The sequence below is a fragment of the Alcaligenes sp. NLF5-7 genome (assembly GCF_024266725.1).
Classification (GTDB): domain Bacteria; phylum Pseudomonadota; class Gammaproteobacteria; order Burkholderiales; family Burkholderiaceae_B; genus Alcaligenes; species Alcaligenes phenolicus.
Genome location: NZ_CP100755.1, coordinates 1,245,490 through 1,271,265, shown reverse-complemented (window position 1 = coordinate 1,271,265; position 25,776 = coordinate 1,245,490). Strand labels below are relative to the sequence as shown.

Annotated in this window: 26 protein-coding genes and 1 riboswitch; of the genes, 12 read left to right on the top strand and 14 right to left on the bottom strand. The window is 57.7% G+C overall.

Translation table 11 applies throughout. From position 1 onward, the window contains the following. Window positions 1-99: 99 nt before the first annotated feature. Window positions 100-1,425 (bottom strand): aspartate aminotransferase family protein, encoded by a 1,326-nt coding sequence (locus tag MID00_RS06000; RefSeq protein WP_254499973.1) that lies wholly within the window; start codon window positions 1,423-1,425, stop codon window positions 100-102. 155 nt (window positions 1,426-1,580) lie between these two features. Here MID00_RS06000 and MID00_RS05995 point away from each other — a divergent pair, with 155 nt between their 5' ends. Together MID00_RS05995 and MID00_RS05990 are read left to right on the top strand one after the other, a co-directional pair. Continuing rightward, window positions 1,581-2,468 carry a MurR/RpiR family transcriptional regulator gene (locus MID00_RS05995; protein WP_254499970.1) on the top strand — a complete coding sequence of 296 codons (888 nt, stop codon included), beginning with the start codon at window positions 1,581-1,583 and terminating at the stop codon, window positions 2,466-2,468. A 5-nt stretch (window positions 2,469-2,473) separates the two neighbouring features. Beyond that, window positions 2,474-3,511 (top strand): C45 family peptidase, encoded by a 1,038-nt coding sequence (locus tag MID00_RS05990; RefSeq protein ID WP_009462624.1) that lies wholly within the window; start codon window positions 2,474-2,476, stop codon window positions 3,509-3,511. 140 nt (window positions 3,512-3,651) lie between these two features. On the opposite strand, the gene MID00_RS05985 is transcribed toward MID00_RS05990, so the two are convergent. Then, entirely contained in the window at window positions 3,652-4,215 is a 564-nt protein-coding gene (locus MID00_RS05985; RefSeq protein ID WP_021447048.1) for a cob(I)yrinic acid a,c-diamide adenosyltransferase, read from the bottom strand. A 9-nt stretch (window positions 4,216-4,224) separates the two neighbouring features. Beyond that, a complete protein-coding gene (locus MID00_RS05980; RefSeq protein WP_009462620.1) occupies window positions 4,225-4,749 on the bottom strand; it encodes a GNAT family N-acetyltransferase in 525 nt (174 codons plus the stop codon). 111 nt (window positions 4,750-4,860) lie between these two features. Here MID00_RS05980 and MID00_RS05975 point away from each other — a divergent pair, with 111 nt between their 5' ends. Continuing rightward, window positions 4,861-5,166, top strand: coding sequence for a copper-binding protein (locus MID00_RS05975; RefSeq protein WP_009462618.1), 306 nt, complete (start codon window positions 4,861-4,863; stop codon window positions 5,164-5,166). A 228-nt stretch (window positions 5,167-5,394) separates the two neighbouring features. On the opposite strand, the gene hslU is transcribed toward MID00_RS05975, so the two are convergent. The 5 genes from hslU to MID00_RS05950 form a co-directional block, all read right to left on the bottom strand. Then, window positions 5,395-6,732, bottom strand: a complete 1,338-nt coding sequence (gene hslU / locus MID00_RS05970) for an ATP-dependent protease ATPase subunit HslU (RefSeq protein WP_026484111.1) — start codon at window positions 6,730-6,732, stop codon at window positions 5,395-5,397. Between the two features lie 17 nt (window positions 6,733-6,749). Continuing rightward, on the bottom strand, window positions 6,750-7,283 hold the full coding sequence (hslV, locus tag MID00_RS05965; protein ID WP_009462614.1) for an ATP-dependent protease subunit HslV: 534 nt from the start codon (window positions 7,281-7,283) through the stop codon (window positions 6,750-6,752). 343 nt (window positions 7,284-7,626) lie between these two features. Next, window positions 7,627-8,064 carry an RNA polymerase-binding protein DksA gene (dksA, locus tag MID00_RS05960; protein WP_026484112.1) on the bottom strand — a complete coding sequence of 146 codons (438 nt, stop codon included), beginning with the start codon at window positions 8,062-8,064 and terminating at the stop codon, window positions 7,627-7,629. An 82-nt stretch (window positions 8,065-8,146) separates the two neighbouring features. Beyond that, the gene (locus tag MID00_RS05955) at window positions 8,147-9,247 is read right to left on the bottom strand and encodes a GTP-binding protein (protein ID WP_009462610.1); all 1,101 of its coding nucleotides are present in this window, start codon (window positions 9,245-9,247) and stop codon (window positions 8,147-8,149) included. A gap of 199 nt (window positions 9,248-9,446) precedes the next feature. After that, the gene (locus tag MID00_RS05950; RefSeq protein ID WP_009462608.1) at window positions 9,447-9,938 is read right to left on the bottom strand and encodes a Fur family transcriptional regulator; all 492 of its coding nucleotides are present in this window, start codon (window positions 9,936-9,938) and stop codon (window positions 9,447-9,449) included. A gap of 234 nt (window positions 9,939-10,172) precedes the next feature. Between MID00_RS05950 and MID00_RS05945 the strand changes: the two genes are divergently transcribed. The 3 genes from MID00_RS05945 to MID00_RS05935 are packed head-to-tail and all read left to right on the top strand — an operon-like array spanning window position 10,173 to window position 12,843. Next, window positions 10,173-10,895, top strand: coding sequence for a metal ABC transporter ATP-binding protein (locus MID00_RS05945; protein ID WP_009462606.1), 723 nt, complete (start codon window positions 10,173-10,175; stop codon window positions 10,893-10,895). Further along, window positions 10,895-11,794: a metal ABC transporter permease gene (locus MID00_RS05940; protein ID WP_031232761.1), complete on the top strand. Its 900-nt coding sequence runs from the start codon at window positions 10,895-10,897 to the stop codon at window positions 11,792-11,794. Before MID00_RS05945 ends, MID00_RS05940 begins: the two co-directional genes overlap by 1 nt. Then, entirely contained in the window at window positions 11,794-12,843 is a 1,050-nt protein-coding gene (locus MID00_RS05935) for a metal ABC transporter substrate-binding protein (RefSeq protein ID WP_250756638.1), read from the top strand. The genes MID00_RS05940 and MID00_RS05935 overlap by 1 nt, the downstream gene beginning before the upstream one ends. A gap of 1 nt (window position 12,844) precedes the next feature. Here the strand turns inward: MID00_RS05935 and MID00_RS05930 are convergent, their stop codons facing one another. The 5 genes from MID00_RS05930 to MID00_RS05910 all read right to left on the bottom strand — a co-directional run bounded on the left by MID00_RS05930 (window position 12,845) and on the right by MID00_RS05910 (window position 17,226). After that, complete coding sequence (locus MID00_RS05930) at window positions 12,845-13,798, bottom strand: tyrosine recombinase XerC (RefSeq protein WP_031232760.1); 954 nt, start codon at window positions 13,796-13,798, stop codon at window positions 12,845-12,847. Between the two features lie 74 nt (window positions 13,799-13,872). Then, window positions 13,873-14,550, bottom strand: coding sequence for a DUF484 family protein (locus tag MID00_RS05925; protein WP_021447044.1), 678 nt, complete (start codon window positions 14,548-14,550; stop codon window positions 13,873-13,875). Between the two features lie 2 nt (window positions 14,551-14,552). Then, window positions 14,553-15,476, bottom strand: a complete 924-nt coding sequence (gene dapF / locus MID00_RS05920) for a diaminopimelate epimerase (RefSeq protein WP_254499968.1) — start codon at window positions 15,474-15,476, stop codon at window positions 14,553-14,555. Window positions 15,477-15,484: 8 nt separating this feature from the next. Further along, complete coding sequence (locus tag MID00_RS05915) at window positions 15,485-16,375, bottom strand: lysophospholipid acyltransferase family protein (protein WP_009462598.1); 891 nt, start codon at window positions 16,373-16,375, stop codon at window positions 15,485-15,487. Then, the gene (locus MID00_RS05910) at window positions 16,372-17,226 is read right to left on the bottom strand and encodes a lysophospholipid acyltransferase family protein (RefSeq protein WP_250756641.1); all 855 of its coding nucleotides are present in this window, start codon (window positions 17,224-17,226) and stop codon (window positions 16,372-16,374) included. The genes MID00_RS05915 and MID00_RS05910 overlap by 4 nt, the downstream gene beginning before the upstream one ends. A gap of 237 nt (window positions 17,227-17,463) precedes the next feature. Between MID00_RS05910 and metK the strand changes: the two genes are divergently transcribed. From metK to metF, 4 genes are all read left to right on the top strand, one after another. Beyond that, the gene (metK, locus tag MID00_RS05905; RefSeq protein ID WP_009462596.1) at window positions 17,464-18,627 is read left to right on the top strand and encodes a methionine adenosyltransferase; all 1,164 of its coding nucleotides are present in this window, start codon (window positions 17,464-17,466) and stop codon (window positions 18,625-18,627) included. A gap of 204 nt (window positions 18,628-18,831) precedes the next feature. Continuing rightward, window positions 18,832-18,924: riboswitch (S-adenosyl-L-homocysteine riboswitch) on the top strand. A 74-nt stretch (window positions 18,925-18,998) separates the two neighbouring features. Then, window positions 18,999-20,396 (top strand): adenosylhomocysteinase, encoded by a 1,398-nt coding sequence (gene ahcY, locus MID00_RS05900; RefSeq protein WP_026484121.1) that lies wholly within the window; start codon window positions 18,999-19,001, stop codon window positions 20,394-20,396. Window positions 20,397-20,438: 42 nt separating this feature from the next. Then, complete coding sequence (locus tag MID00_RS05895; protein WP_009462594.1) at window positions 20,439-20,777, top strand: phage holin family protein; 339 nt, start codon at window positions 20,439-20,441, stop codon at window positions 20,775-20,777. Next, a complete protein-coding gene (gene metF, locus MID00_RS05890; RefSeq protein WP_021447042.1) occupies window positions 20,774-21,613 on the top strand; it encodes a methylenetetrahydrofolate reductase [NAD(P)H] in 840 nt (279 codons plus the stop codon). Before MID00_RS05895 ends, metF begins: the two co-directional genes overlap by 4 nt. 143 nt (window positions 21,614-21,756) lie before the next feature. On the opposite strand, the gene MID00_RS05885 is transcribed toward metF, so the two are convergent. Then, window positions 21,757-22,386, bottom strand: coding sequence for a 5-formyltetrahydrofolate cyclo-ligase (locus MID00_RS05885; RefSeq protein WP_254499965.1), 630 nt, complete (start codon window positions 22,384-22,386; stop codon window positions 21,757-21,759). On the opposite strand from MID00_RS05885, the gene MID00_RS05880 reads away from it, so the two are divergent. Together MID00_RS05880 and MID00_RS05875 are read left to right on the top strand one after the other, a co-directional pair. Next, a complete protein-coding gene (locus tag MID00_RS05880) occupies window positions 22,385-24,487 on the top strand; it encodes a transglycosylase SLT domain-containing protein (RefSeq protein ID WP_254499963.1) in 2,103 nt (700 codons plus the stop codon). The two genes, MID00_RS05885 and MID00_RS05880, sit on opposite strands and share 2 nt — an antisense overlap. 11 nt (window positions 24,488-24,498) lie before the next feature. Beyond that, on the top strand, window positions 24,499-25,641 hold the full coding sequence (locus MID00_RS05875; protein ID WP_254499961.1) for a tRNA CCA-pyrophosphorylase: 1,143 nt from the start codon (window positions 24,499-24,501) through the stop codon (window positions 25,639-25,641). Window positions 25,642-25,776: the final 135 nt, after the last annotated feature.

Genomic DNA, 25,776 nt, shown 5'->3' with positions numbered 1-25,776 from the left:
CTCCTTTATGTATAACTAGCGGTGCCTCTTGCGGCTGGCTTGCCGCAGCGCAGTCAGCAGAGCGTTCTGACTGTTTGTTCGACGCTCTGCTCGACGGGTTTATCGGGGCAGGATGTGTTCGATGGTTTGGGTCAGACGTGTCACGATTTCGTGAATGTCGGCCTCGGTGCAGATAAAGGGCGGTGCCAGCAAGATATGGTCGCCGTGAACTCCATCTATCGTGCCACCCATAGGGTAGAGCATCAAACCTTGGGAAAACGCATGCTGCTTGATCTTGGCGTGGGTTTTCAAGCCAGGGTCCAGCGCTTGCTTGCTGGCCTTGTCTTGCACCAGTTCGACTCCGACAAACAGGCCACGACCACGTATATCACCCACATTGGGGTGGCTGTCCAACGCCTGATGCAGCTCCCGGCGCAATTGCTCGCCGCGCTGACGGACGTTTTCCAGCAACTGGTCTTGCTCAATCACTTGTTGCACGGCTAAAGCACCAGCGCAGGCTGTGGCGTGACCCATATAAGTATGGCCGTGCTGAAAAAAGCCCGAGCCATTCAGGATGGCCTGGTAAATCCGGTCACTGGCCAACATTGCACCAATAGGCTGATAGCCCGCCCCCAGACCCTTGGCAATGGCCATGATGTCCGGCACGACTCCGTCCTCTTCGCAGGCAAACAGATAGCCGGTACGCCCCATGCCCGACATGACTTCATCCAGAATCAGCAGCACGCCGTGCTTGTCGCAAACCCGACGGATCTTTTTCCAGTAATCGCCTACTGGCGCCAAGGCACCAGCGGTCGCGCCCACTACAGTCTCGCCGACAAAGGCCGCGACGTTCTGGGGACCCAGGCTTTGAATCATGTCGTCCAGTTCCTGAGCCAGACGGTCGGCATATTGCTCGGCACTTTCATCACTGCCTTGGTCGCGGTAGGGGTAGCAGGGCGAGACATGCTGGGCCGGAGCCAGTAGAGGCAGGAACGGCTTGCGACGCCATTCATTGCCGCCAATGGCCAAAGCCCCCAGCGTATTGCCGTGATAGCTCTGACGGCGTGCGATGAAAATATGACGCTCGGGCTGACCAATCTCCACGAAATATTGCCGTGCCAGCTTCAGGCTGGCTTCTACGGCCTCCGAGCCTCCGGACAGAAAGTACACATGGTCCAGATCACCGGGGGATCGGCTGGTCAAAAAATCTGCCAGGTCCTCGGCAGCCTGGCTGCTGAAAAAGGACGTGTGGGCGTAGGCAATCTGGTCCAGCTGTTGCTTGATGGCAGCGATCACAACAGGGTGGCTATGGCCCAGGCAGGATACGGCCGCGCCACCGCTGGCGTCTATATAAGTGTTGCCATTGCTGTCCACGATGCGGATACCATCGCCTTTGACGGCGCAGGGCAAGGTTTGTTTGGGGTTGCGATGAAAGACATGTGTCATGGCGCAGATCCAGAAAGTAGGCCCGGAAGGATTTTCAACGTATGTTGAATATATAATAATACTTTCAACAAATAAATCATCATTGATTTGTCGGGACAGGTGGATAAAGGCCTCACTGTTGCGCCCAGACTGCATTTGCGCCCGATATATACTTGATGTCCCCTTTTGAAGCGTGTTGGCCCATGAACTCCTTGAGCAATCTGACCGAGCGTATTCAGGCAGTGTTTGTCACCATGTCGCCGCAGTTCCAGCAAAGCGCGCGCTATGTGCTGGATCATGCCGATCAGGTGCCCTTGATGTCCATGCGTCAGTTGGCCGCGCAGGCACAGGTGCAGCCTGCCACCTTGCTGCGCTTTGCCCAGTCTTTGGGCTTTGGCGGTTGGGCGGAATTCAAGGCTGTGTTCACCCAGGCGCTGCATGGACAGGGTGCACGGCGTTATGCCGATCAGGCCCGGGCGGTGGTACGCAATCGAAATAAAGAAGATCGCCTGGCGCAGACGCTGACAGCACAAATGGATACTCTGGCGCTGCTGCGCGAGGTGAATGAAGCACGCTTGCCACAGGCTGTGGAATTGCTGAACAAGGCCAAGCGGGTTTTTGTGGCCGGGTTCAGAGCCTCTTTTGCACCCGCTTTTTCCTTTCATTATCAGTACCGTCTGTTCCGGCCCTCGATTGGCTTGTTGCGTGGCGAGTCCGGTACTCTGGATATGGATCTGCGGGCGCTGCAAAAAGGGGATGTGCTGGTCTTGTTCGGTTTTGCACCGTATTCCCAGGAAGCCGTGCTGGCCCATGCAGCGGCCCGACAGGCAGATGCACAAATTCTGGCGATTTGCGACAGCTTGCTTGCCCCTATTGCGCAGCAGGCAGATGCCACATTATTGTTTGGAACCGACAGTCCGTCTTTTTTTCCTTCTCTGGTTGCTGCGCAGGCACTGGTGGAGGTCTTGCTGGAACAGGTTCTGGCCAAGGCGGGCAGTCGTGCTGTCAGCGGTATTGAGTTGGTTGAAAATCAATTGCACCAGTCCGGTGCTTACTGGAAATAGACGCAATGGCTAAGTTGTCCTATCTGGAGTTAAGTGGTGGTCCCAAAGAAATTGGCCATTCTTTGGGACGTTTCGGAGCCCCCGCCGTGCATGCCTACTTGCTGAACTCAGCAGCATGGCAAGGCATCATGCAATCGAAGGGGACGGCTGTAGCCGGTCAGCTGGCTCAGTACACCGAGCGTTATTTCCCCCGAATATGGACCGAGCTCCAGGGCCTGGCATTGGGTCTGGAGCTCCCCTTTGAAGACGTTTTCCTGTGGAATTGCCGGGGCGACTTGTGGGCCATGGCTCCCGATGGTTGCACCACCGTGCAAATGCCCGCCCAGGGCGAACCTCGTCTGGTGCATAACGAAGATGGTGATCCAGGTTTTGCCGGTTACTGCGGGGTGGCCAAATTCATCCCCGACAGCGGCATGTCCTTTGTCTCCTTTCTTTACCCTGCTTCCTTGCCGGGCCACAGCTTTGCAGTGACCCAGGCCGGTTTGGCCATGACGGTGAATAATGTGCGGGCGCGGCATGTGGCCCCAGGGGTGCCGCGCATGGTCCTGACCCGTGCCATGCTGGATCAGCCTGATCTGGATCAGGCAGTAGGGATCTTGCAGGATCACCCACGTTCCGGCGCTTTCCATTTGAGCCTGGCGCAGCGTGGCGATCCACGCTTGCTGAGCGTGGAGTTCAGTGCCGAGGCCGTTTCTGTGCAGACCATTGAGCAAAACCATCTGCACGCCAACCATGCGGTACATCCGTCCATGAAAGGCTTTGAACAGCGTATTACCCGGTCGTCCGAACTGCGGCAGGAGCGTGGGGATCAATTGTTGGCACAAGCCGGTGCTGCGCTTGATCCTTTGACCGTCCTGGCGGATCAGCACCATGCGGAATTTCCGATCTGGCGCTGTGACCCAGCGGACAGTGATGCGGAAAACACCCTGGCTACTGTGGATATTCAGGTGGGCAGCCAGTCCTTGAAGTGGCAGGTCTATGAGGACCCCACGGACGAGCCTGTGCTGAGGTTTGCGGATACCACTCGCATTGATCTGGCCTGAAAAGGAATAGGGCTCTGCTAAAGCAGGGCCCTATTTTTATAGTTGCAGTTGCAGTTGCAGTCGCAGTCGCAGTCGCAGTCGCAGTCGCAGTCGCAGTCGCAGTCGCAGTCGCAGTCGCAGTCGCAGTCGCGATGGGGCGATCAGCCCTTGCCAGGCTCGTTGCGCTTGGGCTCCCACAGCACGTCAGAGCGGCCTGCATGGCGGTTCAAGGTACGCGCCAGCACAAACAACAAATCCGACAGGCGGTTCAGATACAAGCGCGGGCCTTCTTGCGGCAAGGATTCTGAGGGCACCGCCACGACGCTACGTTCTGCACGACGCGCCACACAACGCAGTACATGTGCTTGTGCGGCTGCGGGGCTGCCACCGGGCAAAATGAACTCTTTGAGTATGCCCAAGGGCTCGTTGTAGTGACGAATCGCTTGGTCCAGACGTTCTACATGGACGCTGCCTATGACCTGATGGCCAGGGATGCACAGCTCGGCCCCCATATCGAACAAGTCGTGCTGAATGTCGGACAGCAGGACATCAACATCCTCGGGCAGTGCCATGCTGCGCAAGACGCCGATATGGCTGTTCAGTTCATCCACGTCGCCCAGGGCATGAATCAGGGGGGCAGTCTTGGGCAGGCGGCTGCCATCGCCCAGGCCCGTTGTGCCATCGTCGCCGGTGCGGGTGCTGATAATGGAAAGTCGTGTGGACATGAAGAAGCCTTATGTTTCGGCAGGAGTAGGGGTGCCTTGAGCCAAATTGACCAGGGCATCGCCAGTGACGCGTACCACGCGCCAGTCTTCCAGCACTTGGGCCCCCTGATACTTGTAGAAGTCGATTGCGTTCTGGTTCCAGTCCAGTACTACCCACTCCAGGCGGCCACAGCCTTGGGACACGGCCATTTGAGCCAGATGGCGCAGGGCAGCAGCGCCCAGACCGTGCTTGCGGTGAGCCGGGTCTATATACAAATCCTCCAGATAGATGCCGCGGCGATCCAGGAAACTGGAGTAGTTGTAAAACCACATAATGTAAGAAATTGGTGCGTCGGGCTGATCCTCAGGAGTAATCACCAGGCAGTAGGCACTGGGCTCGTCGGAGAAGAAACTGTTGCGCAGAGACTCAACGCTGGCCTTGAAAATATGCTCCAGTTTCTCAAAGGCGGCCATATCGCGCATCAGGCCCAAAATGGCCGGAAGGTCTGCGGGGGTGGCTGGACGCAGCACATACCCTTTAATAAATTCGCTCATGCTTTTGCAAAGGTTTAGCGTTATGCTTGATCGGAAACAGACGCCTCAGGCGTCCGAAAGTAGGCATTATGAGCTAATTGTCTGGCTCTGCCCAATTTGCAGGAGTGAAAAATGACGTGGACGAAACGAAGCGCAGCCTTGGCGTTGGGAACTTTGGGTGTGGTAGCTGGCTCGGCATATGTCGTGGTCGCCCAGGCTCAGGAAGCCAGTGCGTCGGGTGAAGTGCGCCGACTGGATGCCGAGGCCGGCAAAATTACCATCAAGCATGGTGAGATCAGCGACCTGGAACTGCCCGCCATGACATTGGTGTACAAAATTGATCCCGCCTTGCTGGCCAACATCAAACCGGGTGACAAGGTAAAGTTCACTGCCAAACGTGACGGTGGTGATTACGTGGTCACCAAGATCAGCAAGTAAGCCTGTTTGAGTGGGTTGATAAAAGCCGGGTTCGCCCGGTTTTTTCATCTCCGACGCAGGAGAAACACTGGTGTGGGTTCGTGGTCGAGATGACAGGGTGATGTGATGACCATCGCGTTTACGTTGACAGGGTAGAGCCTGATGCCGTGTTGGATGTGGTCTGCAAGCGAAATGTAAAAAAAGGGGCAGAGAAATCTGCCCCTTTTTCATGTCCGACCGAAGTCAGGCTTACAGCACGTAGCGCGCCAGATCCTGGCTGGCTGCGGTTTCCTGCAGCTGTTTGTTCACGTAGTCCGCATCAATGACCACGTTTTGCTCACCGTGGCTGCCAGCGCTGTAGGACAGCTCTTCCAGCAGTTTTTCCATGACGGTGTACAGGCGACGGGCACCAATGTTTTCGGTACGCTCGTTGACCTCAAAGGCCAGCTCGGCCAGACGCTGGATGCCGTCGGGACGGAAGTCCAGCTGTACGTCTTCGGTGCCCAGCAAGGCTGCGTATTGCTTGGTCAACGAAGCGTCGGTCGTGGACAGAATCTGTACAAAATCCTGGGCGCTCAGCGATTCCAGTTCCACACGGATGGGGAAACGGCCTTGCAGTTCAGGAATCAGATCCGATGGGCGGGACAGGTGGAACGCACCCGAGGCAATAAACAGGATGTGGTCGGTACGTACCACCCCGTATTTGGTGGTGACGGTGGTGCCTTCTACCAAAGGCAGCAGGTCGCGCTGCACGCCTTGGCGGGACACATCGCCGCCGCTACCCTGGCTTTCGCCTCGCGCCGTGATCTTGTCGATCTCGTCCAGGAACACGATGCCGTTCTGCTCGGCATTGGCCACTGCAGCAGTGCGCAAATCGTCTTCATTGACGCGACGGGCCGCTTCTTCTTCGGTCAGTTGCTTGAAGGCTTCCTTGACCGTCAGCTTGCGGGCTTTGGTCTTTTCCTGACCCAGACCGGAGAACATGCCGCGCAACTGCTCGGTCATCTCTTCCATGCCGGGAGGGGCCATGATTTCCATACGAGGCATGGCCTGGGCCATCTCGATTTCAATCTCGGTATCGTCCAGCTTGCCTTCACGCAGGCGCTTGCGGAACACCTGGCGGGCAGAGTTGTCCTCGCGTTGGGGTTGGCCGTGGGCATCGCGCGAAGGGGGCACCAGCACGTCCAGAATACGGTCTTCAGCGGCTTCCTCGGCCTGGGTGCGCACACGGCGCATTTCGATTTCGCGGGTTTGCTTGACCGAAATATCCACCAGATCGCGAATGATGGTTTCAACGTCGCGGCCTACATAGCCCACTTCCGTGAACTTGGTGGCTTCGACCTTGATGAAAGGCGCATTGGCCAGCTTGGCCAGACGACGGGCGATTTCGGTTTTACCCACGCCGGTGGGTCCGATCATCAGAATGTTCTTGGGGACGATCTCGCTACGCAGGGGCTCGGCAACCTGCTGGCGGCGCCAGCGATTGCGCAGGGCCACGGCCACGGAGCGCTTGGCCTTGCCCTGGCCAACGATATGCTTGTCCAGTTCGGAGACGATCTCTCCGGGAGTCATATTAGGTGTAGACATGGTGGTGTATCCGGCTGTCAGAGTGTTTCGACGATATGGTTCTGGTTGGTGTAGATGCACAGATCACCTGCGATCTCCAACGATTTCTTGACGATGTCGGCGGGAGCCATATCGGTGTTTTGCAGCAAGGCCATGGCGGCAGATTGGGCATAGGAGCCGCCCGAGCCGATGGCGGCCAGGCCATGTTCGGGTTCGAGCACGTCGCCATTGCCGGTCAGCACCAGCGTGTGCTCCTTGTCCGCCACCAACAGCATAGCTTCCAGACGGCGCAGAACGCGGTCGGTGCGCCAGTCGCGCGTCAGTTCGACGGCGGCGCGCAGCAGGTTGCCCTGGTGCTTTTCCAGCTTCGCTTCAAAGCGCTCTTGCAAGGTGAAGGCGTCAGCCGTCGCACCGGCAAAACCGGCCAGGATGCTGTCATTGTACAAACGGCGAATTTTGCGGGCCGTGCCCTTGATGACGATATTGCCCAGGGTGACCTGACCATCGCCGCCAATGGCGACCTGATCTCCGCGGCGTACACAGACAATAGTAGTGGCGTGAAATTGTTCCATGATTTCCTTCCTTTAAGGTTCCCATCTGGGGGCCCGGAAGGAAATTTCAAGCGCATGACAGCAGGAAGTTTTTGCCGACTGAGGGTCGTGCCTGGTAACCGGGCTGAAACAGGGTGGCTTCCCTTGGCAGGGGCTGCTGCAGGGGTTGTTCTCGTATGTCGCCTGGCTTCTTGGCGTGCAAGCAGCCTGTTGGCCTGCTAGCGGTAGACGCAGCCGGCTTTTTTGAGCCTGCTTATTTTCAGCAGCGTACACAAGTGGGTTGGATCGAGTTGGGTGACTCACAAAAAAGCCCGCCAGAATGATCGGGCGGGCTTTTTATCAGGGTGATGGGCTGTGCCGCCTATCAATCCCCAAACATCTTTTGACGCTTCTCGCGACGCTCCTGGGCTTCCAGAGACAGGTTAGCCGTAGGACGTGCCAGCAAACGAGGCAGGCCGATGGGCTCGCCAGTTTCCTCACACCAGCCGTATTCGCCCGAATCGATCAGGGCGATGGACTGTTGCACTTTCTTGAGCAGTTTGCGTTCGCGGTCGCGGGTACGCAGCTCCAGAGCGTGTTCTTCTTCGATCGTGGCACGGTCAGCCGGGTCAGGAACGAACTGGGTTTCACGCAGGTTTTCCGTTGTAGCACCCGCGTTGGCCAGAATGTCTTGCTCCAGCTGGCGCAAGCGATGCTTGAAAAACTCCAGCTGGGCGGCGTTCATGTAGTCTGACTCAGGCATCGCCAAAAGCTCCTGCTCGGTCAGCAGGGTTGTAGTACTGTCATGTGACTTAGTTGCCATGATGCTTACCTCTTGTTGACGTCTGGGAGCCTGTAACTGTCGTCACGCGCAATCGCTCCGCATTTACTGAATAATTATTAATTCAAACCAGGCAATTCTCCAGGCCCTGGGTGAATATGTCTTGTGGCAATTTGCGGCCAATAAAGACCAGCTTGGTGCCCTTTTTATCTTTGGCCAGCCAGGCATTGCCAGGCTCGGCGCTCATCATCATGTGTACGCCCTGAAACAGCATACGGCGATTGATGCCCTTCAGATACAGGATGCCCTTGTAGCGCATCAGATCTGGTCCAAATACCTGGACAATGCCCGACAGGAAATCTTCCAGACGCTCGGGGTCGAAAGGACGGTCCGAACGGAACACGAAAGCCCCGATCTCGTCATTGTGAGCTGCGTGCTCGTGGTGGTGATGATGGTGATCGTGTCCGCAGCCCGGACCGCACTCGCCTTCGTCGCCGTGGGCATGATCGTGGTGGTGATCATGGCCGTCCGCCGCATCGGGGTGTTGCTCTGCCAGGAATTGAGGATCAATGTCCAAAATGGAATTCAGGTTGAAACCGCTGACTTCCAGCAAATCCTTGATGTCGGTTTCACCGAAGTGAACCGGCGTAATCGTGGCTCGCGGGTTGATGCGGATCAGACGGGCACGCAGGGCCTCGTAATCCACATCGTTGACCAGATCTTTTTTGGAGATCAGCAGGCGGTCCGCAAAACCAACTTGTTTTTGAGCTTCTTCTTGCTGGTCCAGTGTGGCCATGCCGTGTTTGGCATCCACGACCGTGATGACCGCGTCCAGCCGATAGTAGTCGGCAATATCATCGTCCATGAAGAAGGTCTGGCAGACCGGGCCGGGGTTAGCCATGCCGGTGGTCTCGATGATGACGCGCTCGAACTTCAGTTCGCCTGCCTGGCGGCGAACGCGCAAATCATTCAGGGTGCGCATCAGGTCACCACGCACGGTGCAACATACGCAACCGTTGCTCAGCTCAACGATTTCTTCTTCGGAGTCCTGCACCAACAGTTCGTTGTCGATACCTTCGGGCCCGAATTCGTTTTCGATGACGGCAATGCGTCGACCGTGATATTCGCTCAGGATGCGCTTGAGCAGCGTGGTTTTACCAGCGCCCAAAAAACCAGTCAGAACAGTGACTGGAACCATGTTGTTCAGATCTGATGCCGCGTTCATAAACATGCCTCGCAGTGGCGGGCGAAAGGTACAAGGCACGGCACCAACCGCGGCTTCCTGCACCCATCTGCTCCGCACGAAAACAACGTGCGATTACATCACAGCCTTGCCTGTTGGGCAAACGGTGATCTGTAAAAATTCACAGAGGTTTGCCAATAGATCGGGGAATATATACCGATTGGCGGCAAAATACCACGTTTTAGGGGGCAGATAAGGGTTTTCGCTCGTTTTTAGCTGCAACGCAACGTTGGCACAGGCCGCGCAGTTCAGTTTCGTGGCCGGACAGGGCAAAGCCCGCTCCGCGCACACAGTCGGCCAGCCTTTGGCTCAGGTCCGGAGCGCACAGCTCCACCACGGTGCCGCACTGGGTGCAGACAATCAGCAAGTCGTGGGGGTGGCCGCCGGCATCCACACAGGCCGTCCAGGCATTGACGGCATCCAGGCGGTGGATCAGGCCTTCTTCCGTCAGAAAGTCCAGGGCGCGGTAAACGGTAGGGGGTTTGGCGCCGGGCTGGAACTCGCGAACCAGATCCAGCAGTTCGTAGGCGCGCAAACTGCGCTGGGCCTGAATCAGGATTTCCAGCACCTGGCGGCGAATTGAAGTCAGCCGTTTACCGCGTTCCAGACAAAGCTGTTCAGCGGTAGCAAGCTGATCTTCAATGGCGTTGGGCGTAAGAATATGTACAGGCATGGCGCTTGATGAGGTGTTTGTTATGTTATAACATCTTTGGAAAAATTAAATTCCCAATCTAGCCGCATTATCCCTGTTTCATGTCCTGTTCTCAATTTTCCTCGACTCCCCGTAGTGCGGCACCCCGCCGTTCGCTCCTGCTGGCTTCGGCCGGGCAGCGCGTACTGGGCGCTTTGTGCGTGTCAGCAGTCCTGTGGTTGCTGACCACCTGGGCATTGGGTGCGTGGTAGAGGCATGAGTTCACACCAAACCTTGATCGAGCTTGACCATGTGGCGCTGGGCTGGAAAGACAAGATAGCCTTGCGCGACATCAGCGGCTGTTTCAAACGCGGTTCGCTGACGGCCATTGTGGGGCCAAATGGGGCGGGCAAATCCACCTTGTTGAAAGGGCTGACAGGGCAGATCAATCCCCTGAAAGGGCGCATTGCCGTCGATAGCGGTTTTCTGGATCAGTTGGCCTTGTTGCCGCAAATGGGCGATCTGGATAAAAGCTTCCCTGTGACAGTGCATGACCTGGTGGCCATGGGAGCCTGGAAGCGCGTGGGTGCCTGGGGCGGATTTCCCAAGGCAGAACATGAACGTATTGGCCATGCGCTGGAGCAGGTGGGGCTGGCCGACTTTGCGCGTCGCTCCATTGGCACTTTGTCGGGTGGGCAATTACAGCGAGCCCTGTTTGCCCGCATGATCATGCAGGACGCCCAGATATTGTTGCTGGACGAGCCTTTTGCTGCGGTGGACCGTGCAACCTCGGACGAATTGATGAACCTGATTCTGGACTGGCACAAACAGGGCCGTACCGTGATGGCCGTGCTGCATGATCTGGATATGGTGCGTAGCTGTTTTCCGCAAACCGTGCTGCTTGCCGGGCAGGTGGTGGGCTGGGGTGAGACCGAGGCGGTGCTGACGCCGGAGAACCTGCATCTGGCTCGCCATTTGTGCGCGGGGGACTACCTATGATGGCGCTGATTGATGTGCTGTTTGGCCCCTTCATGGACTTTGGTTTCATGAAGCGCGCACTGGCTGGTTCTTTCGCCCTGGCTGCAGCGGCCGGACCTTTGGGGGTATTCCTGGTGTTGCGCCGCATGAGCCTGATGGGCGATGCCATGGCACATGCCATCCTGCCCGGTGTGGCGGTTGGATTTCTGACGGCGGGCCTGTCTTTAAGCGCGATGGCCATAGGCGGCATGATTACCGGCCTGGTTGTCGCCTTGCTGGCCGGACTGGTGGCCCGCCTGACACCACAACGGGAGGACGCCAGTTTTGCGGCCTTCTACCTGGTATCCCTGGGGCTGGGGGTGCTGCTGGTGTCCTTGCGCGGCTCCAATATGGATTTGATCCATGTGCTGTTTGGCACGGTGCTGGGCCTGGATGATGCCTCCTTGCTGCTGGTGACCAGCAGCACGACGGTTACGCTGATTATTCTGGCTTTGGTATTCCGGCCTCTGGTGCTGGAGTGCATGGACCCGATCTTTTTGCGCACGCAAGGCGGGCGCGGTTCCGTCGTCCATATGTTGTTCTTGTTCATGCTGGTCATCACGCTGGTGGCTGGCTTCCAGGTGCTGGGAACCTTGATGGTGGTGGGGATCATGATGCTGCCCGCTGCCTCGGCCCGATTCTGGGTGTATTCCGTTGGTCGTCAGATGCTGGTGGCGGCCTTGCTGGGCATGATCAGCGCCTATCTGGGCCTGCTGTTCTCGTACTACTACAACGTGCCTGCTTCGCCCGCGATTATTTTGGCAGCCGGCGCCTTCTATTTTCTTTCTATCACCTTTGGCCCCCAAGGCGGTTTGCTGCGTGCTTATTCCCAATGGCGTGCACGGCGTCGGCGCATGGCCTCTCTCTTGGAGCACGATTGATGAAAATGCGAGACATTTACTCAGGCCGCACGGTGCTGGCCCTGGGCTTGCTGGCGGCCAGCCTGTCGGTGCAGGCGGAGCCTTTGCGTGTGGTCAGCAGCTTCTCGATTTTGAACGATATGGTCAAGGAGATAGGCGGCGACAAGGTTATGGCCAGCACGATTGTGCCCGCCAATGGGGATGCCCATTCGTTTGAGCCGCGTCCCAGTGATGCAAAGACCTTGGCTAACGCGCAACTGCTGGTGATCAATGGTCTGGAGTTCGAGACCTGGTTGCCACGCTTGCAGCAGGCAGCAGGCTATAAAGGGCCGCAAGTCGTGGCGACAGAAGGTATTACGCCTTTGGCATTTGAAGGTGGCGGACACGAGGATCATGCTGGTCATGACCATGACCATGACCATGACCATGACCATGACCACGGTCACGACTCCGAACCTGAGCATGCCCACGACCATGAGCAGACCCACGCCAAAGAGGATACACAGTCCCACGGCGGGCATGACCATAGTCATCAGCACGGCAGCCAGGACCCCCACGCCTGGCAAAGCCTGGGCCTGGCACAGATCTATGTTCGTAATATCAGCAAAGGTCTGGAGCAGGCTGATCCGGCCAATGCCGAGTACTACCAGCGTCGCGCCAAGGATTACGCACAGCGCATTCAGGAGATGGACGATTCCATCAAAACCCGCCTGCAGGCGGTGCCGGTAGAAAAGCGCAAGGTTATTACCTCGCACGATGCTTTCTCTTATATGGGCAAGGCTTACGACATCCGTTTCATTCCCTTGGTGGGGGTATCCAGCCAGGCGGAGCCTTCAGCCCGTGATATTGCGCAGATCATCCAGCAAGCGCGTAGCGAGCAGATTCAGGCCATTTTTGTGGAAAACACGGTCAGCGCAAAACTGGTCGAGCAAGTGGCACGGGAGACCGGCGCCAAAGTCGGCGGCACCTTGTATTCCGATGCTTTGGGAGCCCCAGGCTCGGGCGTGGATACCTACCTGGGCATGATGCGCTCGAACACAGACCAGTTGGTCAAGGCCTTGCAGCCCTGATTCACTCCTCCGGCTTGTCACTGGCCCGGTTCTTGCGTTGTGCCCGAGGATGGGCCTGATCGTAAGCCTGGGCCAGATGCTGGAAGTCCAGACGGGTATAAATCTGAGTCGTGGAAATATTGGTATGACCCAATAGTTCCTGCACCGCCCGCAAGTCTTGTGCTGATTGCAGCAAATGGCTGGCAAAGCTGTGACGCAAGCTGTGCGGGTGGACATGCACTGGCAGGCCGCTGGCGCGGGCATAGTTTTCCAGTTCTTGCTGCACCACGCGTGGGTGAATGCGGGCTCCACGGGCACCCAGAAACAGGGCCGCGCTGGCATCTGCGCTGGTCGCCAGTGATGCCAAAGCCGGGCGCTTTTCCAGCCACTGCTGCAAGGCATGCAGCGCTTTCTCCCCGACAGGCAGGCGGCGCGTCTTGCCGCCTTTGCCACTGACCACCAGCTCACGATCATCCAGCAGTAACCAGCTCTTGGACTGATAGTGCGCGTCCTGGTGATAGTGCGTGTCCAGGCTGACCAGCTCGGACAAACGTAGTCCGCTGGAATAAAACAATTCAAACATGGCCTGATTGCGCCAGCTGACCGGGTCGTCCTGAATGGGGGCGGTGGGGCGGTCCAATAGCTGCTGGGTCTGGTCTACGGACAAGGCCTTGGGCAGAGGGCGGCCTATCTTGGGTGCCTTCAGGCTGGCTGCAGGGTTCAAGGGCCAACCCAGTTCTTTAGTGCGCGCTTGATAGTAGCCACGCCAGGCTGCCAGAATGCGGGCCAGGCTGCGTGGTGCCAGGCCCTGCGCATGCAAGCGGGCGGCAGCCTGTCGCAACTGGCTTTGAGTCAGTGTGTCGGGGTCTGTACCTGGGTACTGCGCCAGCAAGTGGCGCAAATCATTACGGTACGCACTAAGGGTGTGTTCCGAATAGCGTTTTTCGTGGCTTAGTTGATGCAGCCAGCTTTGCATGGCCGGGCTGAGGGCCTGGGGGGCGGCTGGCTGCTTTTGAGGCGTGTCCCCAGAAGGGGAGTGATCTTGTTTTTTCAGGCCGGACATTCGCTTTGATCAACACTGCTGGGCTTGTACAAACGCTGCAGGGCGGCGCTGCACAATTCGCCAATGCCTTCCAGAAAGTCCGTACCCATATCGGCCGTAAAACGCGTGGCTTCAGGCGAGCCCAGAACCAGCAGACCAAACAGGGTGTTCGACTCCGGAAACGTCAAGGGCACAATGGCCACCGATTGCGCGTCTTGCTGCAAATCGGCCAGAAACTCCTGTTCGCGTCGAGCGCCGCAATAGGGGTTGATCAAGGTGTAGGCCCAGCTGACCAGGGCGTCGTCAGCCAGCACTTCGTCCGGATTCCAGCAGTGCAGACGGACCACGGGCATTTCAAAGATGCGCTCCAGGCTGCTGCAGATCAGTTCGGGTAGGGCTGCCGGGTCGGACTCGGCCAGCATCTGGCAGTTCCATTGGTGTAGTTGGCGCGAAATTTTTTCATTGCCACGGGCATTGGCGACCAGCGTGGCCAGTTGGCGCTCGGTTTTCTTGCCGCGCTCGCGCAGCAGCATGATCTGACGCTCGCCCAGTGAAATAGCGCGGCTTTGATGGGGGTGCGGCACCATCAGTTTGGAAAAAACATCGGCATGCGCGTCGAAGAAATCAGGGTTGGCTTTCAAAAACTGGGCCACTTCCACGGCGCTAAGGCTGTTGGGGGTATCCATGTCTAGAAGGTTTCCTTTCTGGCTAGGGACGCACACAGTGCATCTATATCGACTTGTCCGGTAAAGACAGTTTGGGCCGGGCCGCTCATGCGTAGCGCCTGTCCGTCCCATTCAATGCGCAGACTGCCTCCACGAGTATCAACGACAACCGGGCTTTGGAGCAATCCCCGCCGTATGCCTGCCACCACAGCCGCACAAGCGCCTGTACCGCAGGCCAGGGTCTCACCGGCGCCGCGCTCGTAGACGCGCAGCTTGATGTGATGGGCGTCCAGAACCTGCATGAAACCGGCGTTGACCTTCTGAGCAAAACGCGGATGAGATTCGATGAAGGGGCCGACGCTGGCAACCGGCGCCTGCAGCACATCGTCTACCATCTGCACGGCGTGCGGATTGGAGATGGACACCAGCGACAGGGCGACAGGTTCGGCTTGATCGGGTACGGGCAGAAGCCACAGCGTATCTTCGCCCTGAGCTTTCTGTTCTAGCCCGCTAGGGTCAAAAGCGACATCGGCAGGGGCAAATCGGGTGGTGCCCATCATGACATCCACGCCAAGCTCCGGATCGTCATTCAAACTGATGATGCCGGTACGAATTTGTGCTCGTAAAGGGTTGGCCGAGGACAGGCCTTGTTCGTGTACGAAGCGGACAAAGCAGCGAGCGCCGTTGCCGCAATGTTCGACCTCGCCACCGTCAGCGTTGAATATGCGGTATCGGAAATCCGCGCCGGGTTCGGTTGCGGCTTCAACCAGCAAGATCTGGTCCGCCCCAATGCCAAAGTGACGATCCGCCAGCGCGCGGGCGCGTTCGGGGGTCATTTCAATGCTTTGCCTGACACCATCCAGCATGACAAAGTCATTGCCCGCGCCGTGCATTTTGCTGAAACGCCAAAGCGAGGAAGCGGGCTGGGGTGTGGTGGGGCTGTGCATGATGGGGCCTAGTAGATGCCGGGTTGACCTTCAGGGCGGGTTTTGAAGCGTCGATGTACCCAATAATACTGCGGCGGGTCTTCGCGCACATATTTTTCGATCAGGGCATTCATGCGTTCCGTGGCTTCTTCCAGGCTGCCTTCACCCGGAAAGTCGGACATGGGTTCCAGCACCTGAATATGGTAGTGACCAGTCTCGGCGTCCACGCGGGAAATGACCGGAATCACCAGCGCGTCCTGGTTGCGTGCGATCTGGGCTGTGGACAAGAGCGTGGCCGCCGGTACATTGAAAAAGGGCACAAAGGCCGAGCCCTTGGTGCCGAAGTCCATATCAGGCAGGTAATAAATCGGCTGGCCCTTTTGCAGCGCACGCATCAGACCGCGAATGCCGTCTTTGCGAGAAATCAGCGGGACGGAGGAGAAGCGGCTACGGCCTTCGTACATCAGGCGATCCACATGGGGGTCGCGTTGGGGAGTGTAAAAGGCAACCAACGGCGAGATGGACATGGACAGGCGTGTACCCGCCGCATCCATACCCAGAAAGTGAGGCACCAGCAGCATGACCTTGCGACCCTGTTCCAGAGCCTGGGTGATGTGTTCTTCGCCCGTCAGGTGCAGAGTGTTCAGAATAGTGCTGGGCAAACCAAACCAGAGCAGGCCCCGGTCCAGATAGGATTGGGCCAGCAGGCGAAAGTGCTGCTTTTCCCACTCGCGACGGGTGCTCTCGGGCGTGTCTGGAAAGCATAGATCCAGATTGGTACGCACGATATGACGGCGGCGGGAGGCAAAGCGATGCACCAGCCCGCCCAGCACAGCACCCCAACGCTGGCGCGTGCGTACCGAGGCACGGCCAAAGTAGGTGAAAACGGATTTGAGCAGCGGGTAAGAATTAAAACTCATGGGGTGGTATCGCCAGGCAAAGGGGGCGCATCGTGGGGAATCTTGTAGCGGTTATAGCCCCACAGATACTGGGTGGGGAAACGGCGTATCAAGCTTTCCATGGATTCGTTGATCAGGGTGGCCAGTTCCGTCGGGTCTTCGGGCAACGGCTCGGGCAGGCGCAAGGTGTGAATATGCCAGCCGCGCCCTTTAGGCAGGCGCTCGGCAGCGGTCACAATCACAGGCACATTGGACTGACGGGCCAATTTGCCAGCCAGTGTCATGGTCAGGGCAGGGCGACCAAAAAATGGGGCCCACACACCATCGCCACCACTGGGGACCTGGTCGGGCAACATGCCTACCGACTCACCTCGGCGAAACGCGCGAACCAGTTCGCGCACGCCTTTGATATTGGCGGGTACGGCATGCAGGCCTGGCAGCTCACGTGACTCCACCATCAAGGGTTCCAGAAACGCTTGACGAGGCGGGCGGAACAGAACGGTCATCGGATCCACACCGGAAAAGTAGCGCGCAATCATCTCAAAACAGCCCAGGTGCGGGGTCAGGTAGAGTATGCCGCGCCCTTCGGCCAAGGTTGCTTGTACTAGGGGCAGATTGTCGATTGTGCAGTGTTCCAGACAGGCTTGCGGGTGCAGCCATACGCGCGGGGTTTCCACTATCATGGCCCCCGTTTCTCCGGCGGCTTGTCGGAAGAACGCCGGAGAGTTGTAGCCCGCTTGACGACAGTTGCTTTGCAGACGGCGGCGATAGCGTCCGGGAAAGGCGTAAATCAGTCGGCCTATAGCTCTACCCAAGCCATGCAGGACGGGTAAAGGCAGGCGAGCCATCAAGCGCAAAAGAGCCACTAGCATGGGCCAGGCAATCCTTGAAAATGAAGTTTTGCTGAAATAAATACGTATTTTCGCTTAAAATAGATTGTATCGCTGAGTTAAACGACAACTTGCGGAGCGATCGGGCAGCAAGCTGCCCACTATAAACCGCTAAAGCGTCGCGCCCCGTCTATCGTATCCACATCGCTGGCTTCGAGGTGCAACGCAGTTTGTTCAACCTCGTGCTGATTATCAGCCCTTATTCAAGGAAGCTACGCTGTGAACAACAACGACTTTCTCTTTACATCCGAATCCGTTTCTGAAGGCCACCCCGACAAGGTAGCCGACCAGATCTCCGACGCCATCCTGGACGCTATTTTCGAGCAAGATCCTCAGGCACGTGTTGCTGCCGAGACCTTGTGCAATACCGGTCTGGTGGTGCTGGCTGGCGAGATCACCACGCACGCCAACGTGGATTACATCCAGGTTGCCCGTGACACCATCAAGCGCATTGGCTATGACAATGGCGATTACGGCATTGATTACAAGTCCTGCGCCGTTCTGGTGGCCTATGACAAGCAGTCGCCCGATATCGCCCAAGGTGTGGATCGCAGTCCAGAAGAGTTGCTGAACCAGGGCGCTGGCGACCAGGGTCTGATGTTTGGCTACGCGTGCGACGAAACCCCTGATCTGATGCCTGCTCCTATCTGGTACGCCCACCGCCTGGTACAGCGCCAGAGCGAGCTGCGCAAAGATGGCCGTTTGCCCTGGTTGCGTCCTGACGCCAAGTCCCAGGTGACCTTCCGCTACGTGGATGGCCGTCCTACCGAAGTGGATACTGTGGTGCTGTCCACTCAGCACGCGCCTGAAATGTCCCAGAAAGACATTCACGAAGCCGTGATCGAACACATCATTCGTCCATGCTTCCCTTCGGATCTGCTGACCGAGAAAACCCGCTTCCTGGTGAACCCCACCGGCAAGTTCGTGATTGGTGGCCCTCAAGGCGATTGCGGTCTGACTGGTCGCAAGATCATTGTGGATACCTACGGTGGCGCATGCCCTCACGGCGGTGGTGCTTTCTCCGGCAAGGACCCCTCCAAAGTGGATCGTTCCGCTGCCTACGCCGCCCGTTATGTGGCCAAGAACATTGTGGCAGCCGGTCTGGCCCGCCAGTGTCAGGTGCAACTGAGCTACGCCATTGGTGTGGCCGAGCCTATCAATATCACCATCTACACCGAAGGCACAGGCGTGATCCCGGACACCGAGATCGCCAAGCTGGTTCGCCAACATTTCGATCTGCGCCCACGCGGCATCATCGAAATGCTGGATCTGCAGCGTCCCATCTACTCCAAGACTGCTGCCTACGGTCACTTTGGCCGCAGCGAACCCGAGTTCAGCTGGGAAGCTACGGACAAGGCCCAGGCTTTGCGTCAGGCTATCTAAGCGATGTGCAGATAGGCAAAGGCCGCTTGCGGGCGGCGCTTTGCTGCAGTTTGACAGCGTTGTCGGGGCCGGGAAACCAGTCAGCCAGCAACGCTGGGTGGGACGGGCAAGTGCCAGTCTCATGAGAAGAAATTATGATTTTTACCCGTGGGGCTGTCTTCCCAAGATGATCCAAACGGGTACAGTCACCCACATTCATTTGCCATCCTCGAGGGGCGTTGCGACAAGACTCACGGTCTTGCCAGGCTCGGGGCATGGATAGGTGGTATCCACCTTGGAGAACGACGCTCACCACGACCTGCATGGCGGGCTGCTGGTGAGAATTCATTTGCTCTCCCTGCAGTCTGCGTGCCGTATAACGGAGCCCGACTGTGACTTTTACCGATTACAAAATTGCCGATATTTCCTTGGCTGAATGGGGCCGCCGCGAGCTGACCATTGCCGAGACCGAAATGCCTGGCCTGATGGCCACCCGCGAGGAATTTGCTGCCTCCCAGCCCCTGAAGGGCGCACGCATTGCCGGCAGTTTGCACATGACAATCCAAACCGGGGTTCTGATTGAAACCCTGACCGCCCTGGGCGCTGAAGTGCGCTGGGCATCATGCAATATTTTCTCGACTCAAGACCACGCAGCCGCTGCCATTGCCGCATCTGGCGTGCCTGTGTTCGCCGTCAAGGGCGAAACCCTGGAAGAGTACTGGCAATACGCCCACGACATTTTCGACTGGCCCGGCGAACAGGCCAACATGATTCTGGACGACGGTGGCGACGCAACCTTGTTGCTGCACCTGGGTGCCCGTGCAGAAAAAGACCTGTCCGTTCTGGACAAACCCGGCAGCGAAGAAGAGCGCGTCATGTTCGCCTCCATTCGTGCCCGTCTGCAAAACGACAAAACCTGGTACTCCACCCGTCTGGCCCAAATCAAGGGTGTGACCGAAGAGACCACCACAGGCGTGCATCGTCTGTACCAGATGGCCAAGAAAGGCGAACTGGCTTTCCCTGCCATCAACGTGAACGACTCGGTGACCAAGTCCAAGTTCGACAACCTGTACGGCTGCCGCGAGTCCCTGGTAGACGGTATCAAGCGTGCTACCGATGTGATGGTTGCCGGCAAGATCGCCGTGGTTTGCGGCTTCGGTGACGTGGGTAAAGGTTGTGCCCAAGCACTGGCCGCCTTGCGCGCCCAGGTTTGGGTTACCGAAATTGACCCTATCTGCGCCCTGCAAGCCTCGATGGAAGGCTACCGTGTTGTGACCATGGAAGAAGCCGCCGACAAGGCCGACATCTTCGTGACTGCCACCGGTAACTACCACGTGATCGACCGCTCGCACATGGAACGCATGAAAGATCAGGCCATCGTGTGCAATATCGGTCACTTCGACAATGAAATTGACGTGGCCTCGGTGGAAGATCTGGAGTGGGAAGAGATCAAGCCTCAGGTTGATCACATCATTTTCCCTGATGGCAAGCGCATCATTCTGCTGGCCAAGGGCCGTCTGGTGAACCTGGGTTGTGCTACTGGTCACCCCTCTTTTGTGATGTCGGCTTCGTTCACGAACCAGACCATTGCACAAATTGAACTGTTCACTCGTGGCGAGAACTACGAAACGGGTAAAGTATATGTACTGCCCAAGCATCTGGACGAAAAAGTCGCTCGTTTGCACTTGAAGAAATTGGGTGTGAACTTGTCGACCTTGTCTCAGGCGCAGGCGGATTACATCAACGTACCTGTGCAAGGGCCATTTAAGGCTGAGCACTACCGCTACTAAAACGCACCGGCGTCTTCGGACGCCTATTCTTGGAGCCCTATCATGACTTTGCTACTTGTCTGGATCCTGAATGCTGTTGCCCTGCTGGTTGTCGCCTACATCCTGCCTGGTATTACGGTTGCCTCGTTTGGCTCGGCACTGATCGCTGCGCTGGTACTGGGCCTGCTCAATACCTTGGTCAAACCTTTGCTGATTGTGCTGACCTTGCCCATCACTATTGTGACGTTGGGCTTGTTCCTTCTGGTGCTCAACGCCTTGGTGTTCTGGTTTGCGGGCTCCATCCTCAAAGGCTTCCAGGTTGAAGGCTTCTGGTGGGCCGTGATTGGGGCGATCGTCTACAGTCTGGTTTCCGGGCTGCTGTCGGGATTGTTAATGAAATGAGCAACAAGCAAACCTTGAGCCTGGAGTTTTTCCCGCCGCGAGATATCGCGGCGCAGGAAAAACTGGTGCGCACCGCCAAGTCCTTGATGGGCCTGAACCCCGCCTATGTCAGCATGACGTTTGGAGCCGGTGGCTCCACCCGTGCTGGCACGGTCGATGCGGTAGCACTGCTGCAAAAACTGGGCTTTGATGTCGCACCGCACTTGTCGTGCATTGGTACGGCGCCCGCGCAGCTTGGCGAGATGCTGGACAATTACCGCGATCAGGGCATACGACGTATCGTGGCCCTGCGCGGTGACTTGCCTTCGGGTATGGGTGGTGACGCGGGCGAACTGCGCTATGCCAGCGATCTGGTGTCATTCATTCGTGAAAACTATGGCGAACACTTCCATATCGAAGTGGCCGCTTATCCCGAGATGCACCCTCAGGCCACAGGCTTTAGCGACGACCTGGGTCACTTTGTGAACAAGGTCAAGGCTGGTGCGCACGGTGCGATCACGCAGTACTTCTTCAACCCGGACTCGTATTTCAGCTTTGTTGAGCGAGCCCAGGCGCAAGGAGTCACGATTCCGATCACACCGGGCATCATGCCCATTACCAACTCGTCCCAGTTGCTGCGGTTCTCGACCATGTGCGGTGCAGAAGTGCCGCGCTGGATTCGCCTGCGACTGGCCGATTTTGGTGATGATCGTGCATCGATTCGTGCTTTCGGTATCGATGTGGTGGCACGCTTGTGTCAGGACCTGCTCGATGGCGGCGCTCCTGGCATTCACATGTACACCCTGAACGGGGCAGATGCAAGCATGGCTATCTTGCCGAATTTGACCTGGCGCTAAGCACTTCGCGTCGCGAAAAAAAACCCGCCACATTCATTTGGCGGGTTTTTTCATGGGGAACTGACTAGCCAGCATCTGACCCGGTTTAATCAACTGCTTGGCAAACAGAGTTGTGGATTAAACAGTTTGTGGTAGCGGGTTACTTATAGTTCCGGAGCGGGCACAGCCCAGCCTTTATCAGTCAGAATACTGTCCAGGCGTTGGTCGTGCGGGGCGGGCTGGTAGGCCTGGCCGGATAAATCGCCCACTGCCCAGGCAATACCAATGCTGGTAAAAGCGTGGTTTTGTTCTTTCAGCGCCGCCAAGGTCCGGTCGTAGTAACCCTTGCCATACCCTAGACGATCACCCTGTCTGGTGTAGCCCAGGGTTGGGACCAGGACAATATCCGGTTGCATGGTTTTAGTGGAAATGGGGATTTCGATGCCGTAGCGACCCTTTTCCATTTCGGTCTCGGGTGTCCACTCGACAAAGCTCAAAGGGGCATCGGCCTCTTTGACAACGGGCAGACAGACATTGATGCCTTCCTCTTCCACCCATTGAAGCAGCAGTGGGCGCAAGTCCGGCTCCTGGGTCATAGGCCAGAAAGCGGCAATGGTAGTGGGTTCGGTACGGCCCTGTTCACGCAGGCGGCTGCGGTTGGTGGCCAGCCAGGTAAATAGACGGCCCCGTATCAGCAAAGCGCCCCGGTTGGTGTCGATGGAGGGCTGCCCGGCTCGCAGGTCTTTTAGTCGCGTGCGCAGCGCGGCTGCGTTATGCTCTACGTTCTGAATCATGGGTGATTTTCTAAAGGCCGTCACTATGGGTATCAACCAGCTAAAGTACCAGAAAACACCAGCTTGGGGCATGGCATCCATGCTTCCTCGCCCGCCCTTGAGCGCTTTGGTGGTGTTTGCCCTGGGTTTGGTCGGCTGTGCGGGGTCGCAGTCGCCGCAAGCCCAGACTCATTCCCCGGATCCTGCCGTTGCCAAGCAAGCTGTCGCGTTGCAGCCTGCCAAAGAAGCCGTGCGTCGCTGGGATCGAGTCCCGCCTGTGCCGCCAACGGCCCGCCAGGCTTTGATTGACGCCCGTGATGCCATGCAGGCCAAGCGCTGGACGGCGCTCGATGCTCTGGCTCCGGTTGCCGCTAATGATCCTGTTCTGGGTTCTTACGCCGAATACTGGCGCTTGCGCCGGATTTTGCAGGATACGACCACGCCCGTGCCCGATGAGCAAATTCGTTTGTTCCTGAGCGGCAATCAAGACGAATACCTGGAAAATCGCCTGAAGTCCGACTGGATTGTGGCGGCCGCGCGTACCGGCAACTATGCTTTGGTGCGTGAGCTTGCCCCCGTTCACGCCCCTACCTCGGCTGTGAAGTGTGCAGTAGCGTCAGCACAGAACATGGCCGGTCAGCCTGTGGATGTGCAGGACTTGCTGGCGTCGTTCTCTCCAAGCCAGGCCTGCTGGTCGGCACTGGACCAGTTGTACGCCCGTAAAGTGATCAGCAAGAATCAGGTCCGTGATCTGATGCGTGATGCTCTGGAAAATAATCGCACATCCCAGGCCCGCCGCCTGGCTGCGATTATCTTCACTGCGCCGCAAATGAAGGATTACACCGCCTTGATGGCTTCCCCGCAGAAGTGGCTGGATCGTAATGTGAACAACAGTTCGGTCAATCCGGAGCTGGTGTCCTTGGCCTTGTCCCGTCTGGGTCGTGGTCAGCGTGATGCTGTAGCGGCCTATATCGACCGTACCTGGGCGGGCAAGATCCCTCAGGAGAACCTGAATTGGGTGTGGGGCCAGTTTGGTCTGATCAGTGCCTTGCGGGTGGAAGACGATGCGGCCAAATGGTATCGCCGCTCCGGTCGTACCCCCATGACGGATTACAACAATGCCTGGCAAGTGCGCGCCGAGTTGCGTCAGAGCACCATCGAGTGGAAGCATGTCTCTGCCGCCATCGACAAGATGAACGATGCGCAAAAGGCCGAGCCGGTGTGGGTGTACTGGTCGGGGCGTGCCCATGAAGCCTTGGGTCATAAAGATCAGGCTCGTGCCAAGTTCCAGTCCATTGTGGGTGATCTGAACTTCTACGGTCAACTGGCCACGGAAGAGTTGGGTCTGACACCTTCCTTGCCCCCTCAGCCACAGCCTTTGACGCCGTTGGACATGCAGGATGCCCGTACCAATGCGGGCTTGCTGCGTGCGGTGGAGCTGTTCAAGCTGGGTTGGCGTCCGGAAGCGGTACCCGAGTGGAACTTTGCCTTGCGTGGCATGAACGACAGACAGTTGCGTGCAGCAGCCGAGTTCGCGCGCGAGCAGCATATCTATGATCGCGTGGTGAATACCTCCCTGTTGACCAAGAACGAGATCGACTTCAGCCAGCGCTTTATCGCGCCCTTTGAAGGCCGCGTAACCGAGCAGGCCAAGTCCATCAATCTGGACCCGGCCTGGGTGTATGGCCTGATCCGTCAGGAATCGCGCTTCATTACCGATGCACGCTCGGGAGTCGGGGCGTCGGGCTTGATGCAGCTGATGCCTGCCACCGCCAAATGGGTGGCCAACAAGATCGATATGCGCGACTTCTCTCCCTCCCGTGTGAACGAGTTCGAGGTGAACACGGTGCTGGGTACCAATTACCTGAACATGGTTCTGGGCCAATTGGATGGATCGCAGGTCTTGGCATCGGCAGGCTATAACGCAGGGCCAGGTCGTCCCCGCCAGTGGCGTTCGCGCTTGAACACTCCGGTAGAAGGAGCCATTTTTGCCGAAACCATTCCCTTTACCGAAACGCGCTTGTACGTGAAAAACGTACTCTCCAACGCGACCTATTACGCCATGATGTTCAGCGGTCAGCCGCAGTCCCTCAAAGGGCGTTTGGGTACGATTTCGCCTTGATGAGTTCGTCCATGCTTGATAACAGACAGCAAGCAGCTCTGGCGGCCCTGATGGGGCCGCCAGATCCTGTTCTGGACGGTTTGCAGGTCTATGTGGTGGGTGGCGCGGTTCGCGATGCCTTGCTGGGGCTGCCAGCGGGTGACAAGGATTGGGTCGTAGTCGGTGCCCGGCCCGAAGACCTGGCCGCGCGCGGCTTTGTTCCCGTAGGTGGCGACTTTCCTGTCTTTCTGAATCCCCATAGCAAAGAAGAGTTTGCCCTGGCCCGAACTGAGCGCAAGTCGGGCCGTGGTTACAAGGGCTTTACCTTTTACACCGGCACAGACGTGAGCCTGGCGGACGATTTGCGTCGCCGTGATCTGACCATCAATGCCATGGCCGTGGATGCGGCGGGGAATCTGCATGATCCCTTGAATGGTTTGGCGGATTTGCAGGCCCGTCTATTCCGGCATGTGGGCACCGCATTTAGCGAAGACCCGGTACGCTTGCTGCGTCTGGCACGTTTTGCCGCCCGCTTTTCCGAGTTCACCGTGGCCGACGATACCTGGGCTCTGGCACGTGATCTGGTCGAGCAGGGTGAAGTGGACGAGCTGGTGCCCGAGCGCATTTATCTGGAAATAGCCAAAGGCTTGTCTGCCAAGCAGCCCGCTCGCATGTTCGAGGTACTGCGGGAAGTCGGCGCACTAGAGCGTGTCATGCCTGGTTTGAATTACAACGATCAGGTGGGCCACCAAGTGCAGGTCGCTAAAGACAGGCGTCTGGATCTGGCAAGCTGCTTTGCCGTTCTGTGCCATATTTCGGACACCCCAGGACAGGTGGCCGAACAGATTCGTGCACCCTCTGAATGGCGCGACCAGGCCCGTCTTTTGCCAGTGCTGTTAGCCAGCCCTGCCTTGTTGCAGCCTCGTGCAGACGTGGAATCTGCCTTGCAAGTCATGGAGTCTTTGGATGCCTTGCGCAAACCAGAGCGCTTTACTCAGCTGATCAGTGCGGCGGCCTGTCTGCAAGACGTTCCAGAGCTGGAATGGGACTCTTTGCGAAAGGTGATGGCCAGTGTGGATGCCGGTGCAGTTGCTGCTCGATACAAGGCCGAGCCAGGCAAAATCCGTGAAGCGGTGCGCGCAGCTCGATTGGCAGCTTTGGAGCAGTCTGTTTAGTCTATGTGTGAGCAGCCTGGAGTGCATACTCAGAAAAGAATAAGCCGCTTATTCTTTTCTGCTGAGTGCGTGTTCGTCTAGGGGGCGGTGTCTCGTGGGAGTGTTCTGGCGCGGTTGCTTCACGTAAAAACGGCA

Excerpts from the sequence above, each read along its gene's own strand:
- MID00_RS06000 (WP_254499973.1), bottom strand. The coding sequence starts at position 1,425 with ATGACACATGTCTTTCATCGCAACCCCAAACAAACCTTGCCCTGCGCC.
- MID00_RS05995 (WP_254499970.1), top strand. The coding sequence starts at position 1,581 with ATGTCCCCTTTTGAAGCGTGTTGGCCCATGAACTCCTTGAGCAATCTG.
- MID00_RS05990 (WP_009462624.1), top strand. The coding sequence starts at position 2,474 with ATGGCTAAGTTGTCCTATCTGGAGTTAAGTGGTGGTCCCAAAGAAATT.
- MID00_RS05985 (WP_021447048.1), bottom strand. The coding sequence starts at position 4,215 with ATGTCCACACGACTTTCCATTATCAGCACCCGCACCGGCGACGATGGC.
- MID00_RS05980 (WP_009462620.1), bottom strand. The coding sequence starts at position 4,749 with ATGAGCGAATTTATTAAAGGGTATGTGCTGCGTCCAGCCACCCCCGCA.
- MID00_RS05975 (WP_009462618.1), top strand. The coding sequence starts at position 4,861 with ATGACGTGGACGAAACGAAGCGCAGCCTTGGCGTTGGGAACTTTGGGT.
- hslU (WP_026484111.1), bottom strand. The coding sequence starts at position 6,732 with ATGTCTACACCTAATATGACTCCCGGAGAGATCGTCTCCGAACTGGAC.
- hslV (WP_009462614.1), bottom strand. The coding sequence starts at position 7,283 with ATGGAACAATTTCACGCCACTACTATTGTCTGTGTACGCCGCGGAGAT.
- dksA (WP_026484112.1), bottom strand. The coding sequence starts at position 8,064 with ATGGCAACTAAGTCACATGACAGTACTACAACCCTGCTGACCGAGCAG.
- MID00_RS05955 (WP_009462610.1), bottom strand. The coding sequence starts at position 9,247 with ATGAACGCGGCATCAGATCTGAACAACATGGTTCCAGTCACTGTTCTG.
- MID00_RS05950 (WP_009462608.1), bottom strand. The coding sequence starts at position 9,938 with ATGCCTGTACATATTCTTACGCCCAACGCCATTGAAGATCAGCTTGCT.
- MID00_RS05945 (WP_009462606.1), top strand. The coding sequence starts at position 10,173 with ATGAGTTCACACCAAACCTTGATCGAGCTTGACCATGTGGCGCTGGGC.
- MID00_RS05940 (WP_031232761.1), top strand. The coding sequence starts at position 10,895 with ATGGCGCTGATTGATGTGCTGTTTGGCCCCTTCATGGACTTTGGTTTC.
- MID00_RS05935 (WP_250756638.1), top strand. The coding sequence starts at position 11,794 with ATGAAAATGCGAGACATTTACTCAGGCCGCACGGTGCTGGCCCTGGGC.
- MID00_RS05930 (WP_031232760.1), bottom strand. The coding sequence starts at position 13,798 with ATGCAAAGCTGGCTGCATCAACTAAGCCACGAAAAACGCTATTCGGAA.
- MID00_RS05925 (WP_021447044.1), bottom strand. The coding sequence starts at position 14,550 with ATGGATACCCCCAACAGCCTTAGCGCCGTGGAAGTGGCCCAGTTTTTG.
- dapF (WP_254499968.1), bottom strand. The coding sequence starts at position 15,476 with ATGCACAGCCCCACCACACCCCAGCCCGCTTCCTCGCTTTGGCGTTTC.
- MID00_RS05915 (WP_009462598.1), bottom strand. The coding sequence starts at position 16,375 with ATGAGTTTTAATTCTTACCCGCTGCTCAAATCCGTTTTCACCTACTTT.
- MID00_RS05910 (WP_250756641.1), bottom strand. The coding sequence starts at position 17,226 with ATGCTAGTGGCTCTTTTGCGCTTGATGGCTCGCCTGCCTTTACCCGTC.
- MID00_RS05895 (WP_009462594.1), top strand. The coding sequence starts at position 20,439 with ATGACTTTGCTACTTGTCTGGATCCTGAATGCTGTTGCCCTGCTGGTT.
- metF (WP_021447042.1), top strand. The coding sequence starts at position 20,774 with ATGAGCAACAAGCAAACCTTGAGCCTGGAGTTTTTCCCGCCGCGAGAT.
- MID00_RS05880 (WP_254499963.1), top strand. The coding sequence starts at position 22,385 with ATGGGTGATTTTCTAAAGGCCGTCACTATGGGTATCAACCAGCTAAAG.
- MID00_RS05885 (WP_254499965.1), bottom strand. The coding sequence starts at position 22,386 with ATGATTCAGAACGTAGAGCATAACGCAGCCGCGCTGCGCACGCGACTA.
- MID00_RS05875 (WP_254499961.1), top strand. The coding sequence starts at position 24,499 with ATGCTTGATAACAGACAGCAAGCAGCTCTGGCGGCCCTGATGGGGCCG.